Origin of the sequence: Pseudomonas sp. NPDC087690, assembly GCF_044743175.1 — a bacterium.
Taxonomy (GTDB): domain Bacteria; phylum Pseudomonadota; class Gammaproteobacteria; order Pseudomonadales; family Pseudomonadaceae; genus Aquipseudomonas.
Genome location: NZ_JBIUVX010000091.1, coordinates 1 through 4,318 on the forward strand (window position 1 = coordinate 1; position 4,318 = coordinate 4,318).

General features: G+C 58.8%; 3 protein-coding genes and 1 pseudogene. All 4 read left to right on the top strand.

The window, feature by feature from the left end:
* Positions 1-1,141, top strand: a pseudogene (locus tag ACIPIZ_RS29425) (2-oxoglutarate dehydrogenase E1 component); the annotation flags it as partial.
* A gap of 42 nt (positions 1,142-1,183) precedes the next feature.
* Complete coding sequence (gene odhB, locus ACIPIZ_RS29430; protein ID WP_401169014.1) at positions 1,184-2,407, top strand: 2-oxoglutarate dehydrogenase complex dihydrolipoyllysine-residue succinyltransferase; 1,224 nt, start codon at positions 1,184-1,186, stop codon at positions 2,405-2,407.
* 97 nt (positions 2,408-2,504) lie between these two features.
* Positions 2,505-3,941 (top strand): dihydrolipoyl dehydrogenase, encoded by a 1,437-nt coding sequence (gene lpdA, locus ACIPIZ_RS29435; RefSeq protein WP_102356807.1) that lies wholly within the window; start codon positions 2,505-2,507, stop codon positions 3,939-3,941.
* A 182-nt stretch (positions 3,942-4,123) separates the two neighbouring features.
* Positions 4,124-4,318: ATP-grasp domain-containing protein (locus ACIPIZ_RS29440; protein WP_401169017.1), on the top strand; the 195-nt coding region annotated here is incomplete at its 3' end.

Genomic DNA, 4,318 nt, shown 5'->3' on the forward strand with positions numbered 1-4,318 from the left:
ACTCTCCGCCAAGCTGCTGGAAACTCCGGAAGGCGTCGTGGTTCAGCGTCCGGAGTCGAAGATCTACGACGACCGTCAGCAGATGCAAGCCGGCGGCCTGCCGATCAACTGGGGTTACGCTGAAACCATGGCGTACGCGACCCTGGCGTTCGAAGGTCACCCGATTCGCATGACCGGTCAGGACATCGGCCGCGGTACGTTCTCGCACCGTCACGCTGTGCTGCACAACCAGAAAGACGCGGGCACCTACATTCCGCTGCAACACTTGTACGACGGTCAGCCACGCTTTGACCTGTACGACTCGTTCCTGTCGGAAGAAGCGGTATTGGCGTTCGAATACGGTTACTCGACCACCACGCCGGATGCGCTGGTGATCTGGGAAGCCCAGTTCGGCGACTTCGCCAACGGTGCACAGGTTGTAATCGACCAGTTCATCACCAGCGGCGAGCACAAGTGGGGCCGTCTCTGCGGTCTGACCATGTTGCTGCCACACGGTTACGAAGGCCAGGGCCCTGAGCACAGCTCGGCACGTCTTGAGCGTTACCTGCAACTGTGCGCTGAGCACAACATTCAGGTCGCCGTCCCGACCACGCCAGCACAGATCTACCACTTGCTGCGTCGTCAGGTGATTCGTCCGCTGCGCAAGCCGCTGATCGTGCTGACGCCGAAGTCGCTGCTGCGCCACAAACTGGCCATCTCGACCCTGGAAGATCTGGCCGAAGGTTCGTTCCAGACCGTGATCCCGGAAATCGATACTCTGGACCCGAAAAAGGTCGAGCGTGTTGTTCTGTGTAGCGGCAAGGTCTACTACGACCTGCTGGAAAAACGCCGTGCCGAAGGCCGTGAAGATATCGCCATCGTGCGTATCGAGCAGCTGTATCCATTCCCTGAGGACGACTTGAAAGAAGTCCTGGCTCCGTACACCAACGTCAAAAATGCCGTTTGGTGTCAGGAAGAGCCGATGAACCAGGGCGCCTGGTACTGCAGCCAGCACCACTTGCGTCGCAGCATCGGGAACCTCGACAAGTCTCTCGTACTTGAGTACGCGGGCCGTGAGGCTTCTGCTGCACCTGCTTGTGGTTACGCATCGATGCACGCCGAGCAGCAGGAAAAACTCCTGCAAGACGCGTTTACCATTTAACGCCTTCGCGCACCTGAAACCGAATTTAAGGAACCACAGATAATGGCTATCGAGATCAAAGCCCCCACTTTCCCGGAATCGGTTGCCGATGGCACCGTTGCCACCTGGCACAAACAACCGGGCGACGCCGTCAAGCGCGACGAACTGATCGTCGACATCGAAACCGACAAAGTCGTACTGGAAGTTCTGGCTACCGCTGATGGCGTGCTGGGCGCAATCGTCAAGGGCGAGGGCGAAACCGTCCTGTCCGACGAAGTGCTGGGCTCCATCCAGGAAGGTGGCGCTGCTGCCGCTGCTCCAGCCGCCGCTGCTGCTCCGGCCGCTGCTGCCGCTGCCCCGGCTGCCGCTGAAGGCGAAGACGATCCTGTTGCTGCTCCTGCTGCGCGCAAGCTGGCTGAAGAAAACGGCATCAACATCGCTTCCGTTGCCGGCACCGGCAAAGGCGGTCGTGTGACCAAGGAAGACGTGGTTGCTGCTGTTGCTGCCAAGAAAGCCGCTCCGGCTGCCGCGCCTGCCAAGGCTGCTGCTCCTTCGGCTGCCGCTCCTGTGTTCGCCGCTGGCGACCGCATCGAGAAGCGCGTACCGATGACCCGCGTTCGTGCCACCGTGGCCAAGCGTCTGGTTGAAGCACAGTCGAACATGGCGATGCTGACCACTTTCAACGAAGTCGACATGACTGAAGTCATGGCCCTGCGTTCGAAGTACAAGGATCTGTTCGAGAAGTCCCACAACGGCGTACGCCTGGGCTTCATGTCGTTCTTCGTGAAAGCAGCGACCGAAGCGCTGAAGCGCTTCCCGGCTGTCAACGCGTCGATCGACGGCGGCGACATCGTTTACCACGGCTATGCGGACATCGGCGTTGCCGTTTCCAGCGACCGTGGCCTGGTTGTTCCGGTTCTGCGTAACGCCGAACTGATGAGCCTGGCTGAAATCGAAGGCGGCATCGCAACATTCGGCAAAAAAGCCCGTGACGGCAAACTGTCGATGGACGAGATGACCGGTGGTACCTTCACCATCACCAACGGTGGTACCTTCGGTTCGATGATGTCGACCCCGATCGTCAACCCGCCGCAGGCAGCGATTCTGGGCATGCACAACATCATCCACCGTCCAATGGCCATCAACGGTCAGGTCGTTATCCGTCCGATGATGTACCTGGCACTGTCCTACGATCACCGTCTGATCGATGGCAAAGAAGCTGTGACCTTCCTGGTGACCATCAAGAACCTGCTGGAAGATCCGGCTCGTCTGTTGCTGGATATCTGATAGAAGCAGTCGCGGGCTTCAAGTTTCAAGCTGCAGGAAAGGGCAGCTTGGCTTGGAGCGCGCGGCTTGAAGCTTTTCGCTAAAGAGGATTTTTTGAATGTCGCAGAAATTTGACGTAGTAGTGATCGGTGCTGGCCCTGGTGGCTACGTGGCTGCCATCAAGGCCGCGCAGCTGGGTCTGACCACTGCCTGCATCGAGAAGTACACCGACGCTGAAGGCAAGCAAGCCCTGGGCGGCACCTGCCTGAACGTGGGCTGCATTCCTTCCAAGGCGCTGCTCGACAGCTCCTGGAAATACAAGGAAGCGAAAGAAAGCTTCAACGTTCACGGTATCTCGACTGGCGAAGTCAAAATGGACGTCGCTGCGATGGTTGGCCGCAAGGCTGGCATCGTCAAGAACCTGACCGGCGGCGTTGCCACCCTGTTCAAGGCCAACGGCGTTACTTCGATCCAGGGCCACGGCAAACTGCTGGCTGGCAAGAAAGTCGAAGTCACCAAGCCAGACGGCTCGGTTGAAGTCATCGAAGCTGAAAACGTGATCCTGGCTCCAGGTTCGCGTCCAATCGACATTCCACCGGCTCCGGTTGATCAGAAAGTCATCGTTGACTCGACTGGCGCACTGGAATTCCAGACCGTACCTAAGCGTCTGGGCGTGATCGGCGCTGGCGTGATCGGCCTGGAACTGGGTTCGGTGTGGTCGCGTCTGGGTTCGGAAGTGGTTGTTCTGGAAGCACTGGACACTTTCCTGATGGCAGCGGACACCGCTGTTTCCAAGGAAGCGCTGAAAACCCTGACCAAACAAGGTCTGGACATCAAACTGGGGGCTCGCGTGACTGGCTCGAAAGTGAACGGCGACGAAGTCGTTGTGAACTACACCGATGCCAACGGCGAACAGACCATCACGTTCGACAAGCTGATCGTAGCCGTTGGTCGCCGTCCGGTGACCACTGATCTGCTGGCTGCCGACAGCGGCGTGACCCTCGACGAGCGCGGTTTCGTCCACGTTGACGATCACTGCGCGACCACCGTACCGGGCGTTTTCGCCATTGGTGACGTGGTTCGCGGCATGATGCTGGCTCACAAAGCTTCGGAAGAAGGCATCATGGTTGTCGAGCGCATCAAGGGCCACAAAGCCCAGATGAACTATGACCTGATCCCTTCGGTTATTTATACTCACCCGGAAATCGCGTGGGTTGGCAAAACCGAGCAGGCCTTGAAAGCTGAAGGCGTTGAAGTTAACGTCGGCACCTTCCCGTTCGCCGCTTCCGGCCGTGCCATGGCCGCCAACGATACCGGTGGTTTCGTCAAGGTCATCGCAGATGCCAAGACCGACCGCGTATTGGGCGTGCACGTGATTGGCCCGAGCGCTGCAGAACTGGTTCAGCAGGGCGCGATCGGTATGGAATTCGGCACCAGCGCTGAAGACCTGGGCATGATGGTTTTCTCCCATCCGACCCTGTCTGAAGCCTTGCACGAAGCTGCTTTGGCTGTGAATGGCGGCGCCATCCACATTGCCAACCGCAAAAAGCGTTAACAGACAATAAGAAACCACGGCGGTAACGGCCCGTCGTGAGCCTTGCGAGCAAGTCTCACCGCGGAATGTCCGCTGGACGCAGTCTTGCGTAGCTCAGCTACGCAAGCAGCAGTCACAGGTGGCGCGGCACTCAAACGAGCGCAGCGCCGAATGCGCAGTACCTAACGAAGACGGTAAAAAGCATGAATCTTCACGAGTATCAGGGTAAGCAGCTGTTCGCTGAATACGGCCTGCCAGTTTCCACTGGTTACGCAGTAGACACCCCGGAAGCAGCAGCAGAAGCTTGCGACAAAATCGGCGGCAGTGAGTGGGTTGTCAAAGCCCAGGTCCACGCCGGTGGTCGCGGTAAAGCGGGCGGCGTCAAGCTGGTTCGCAGC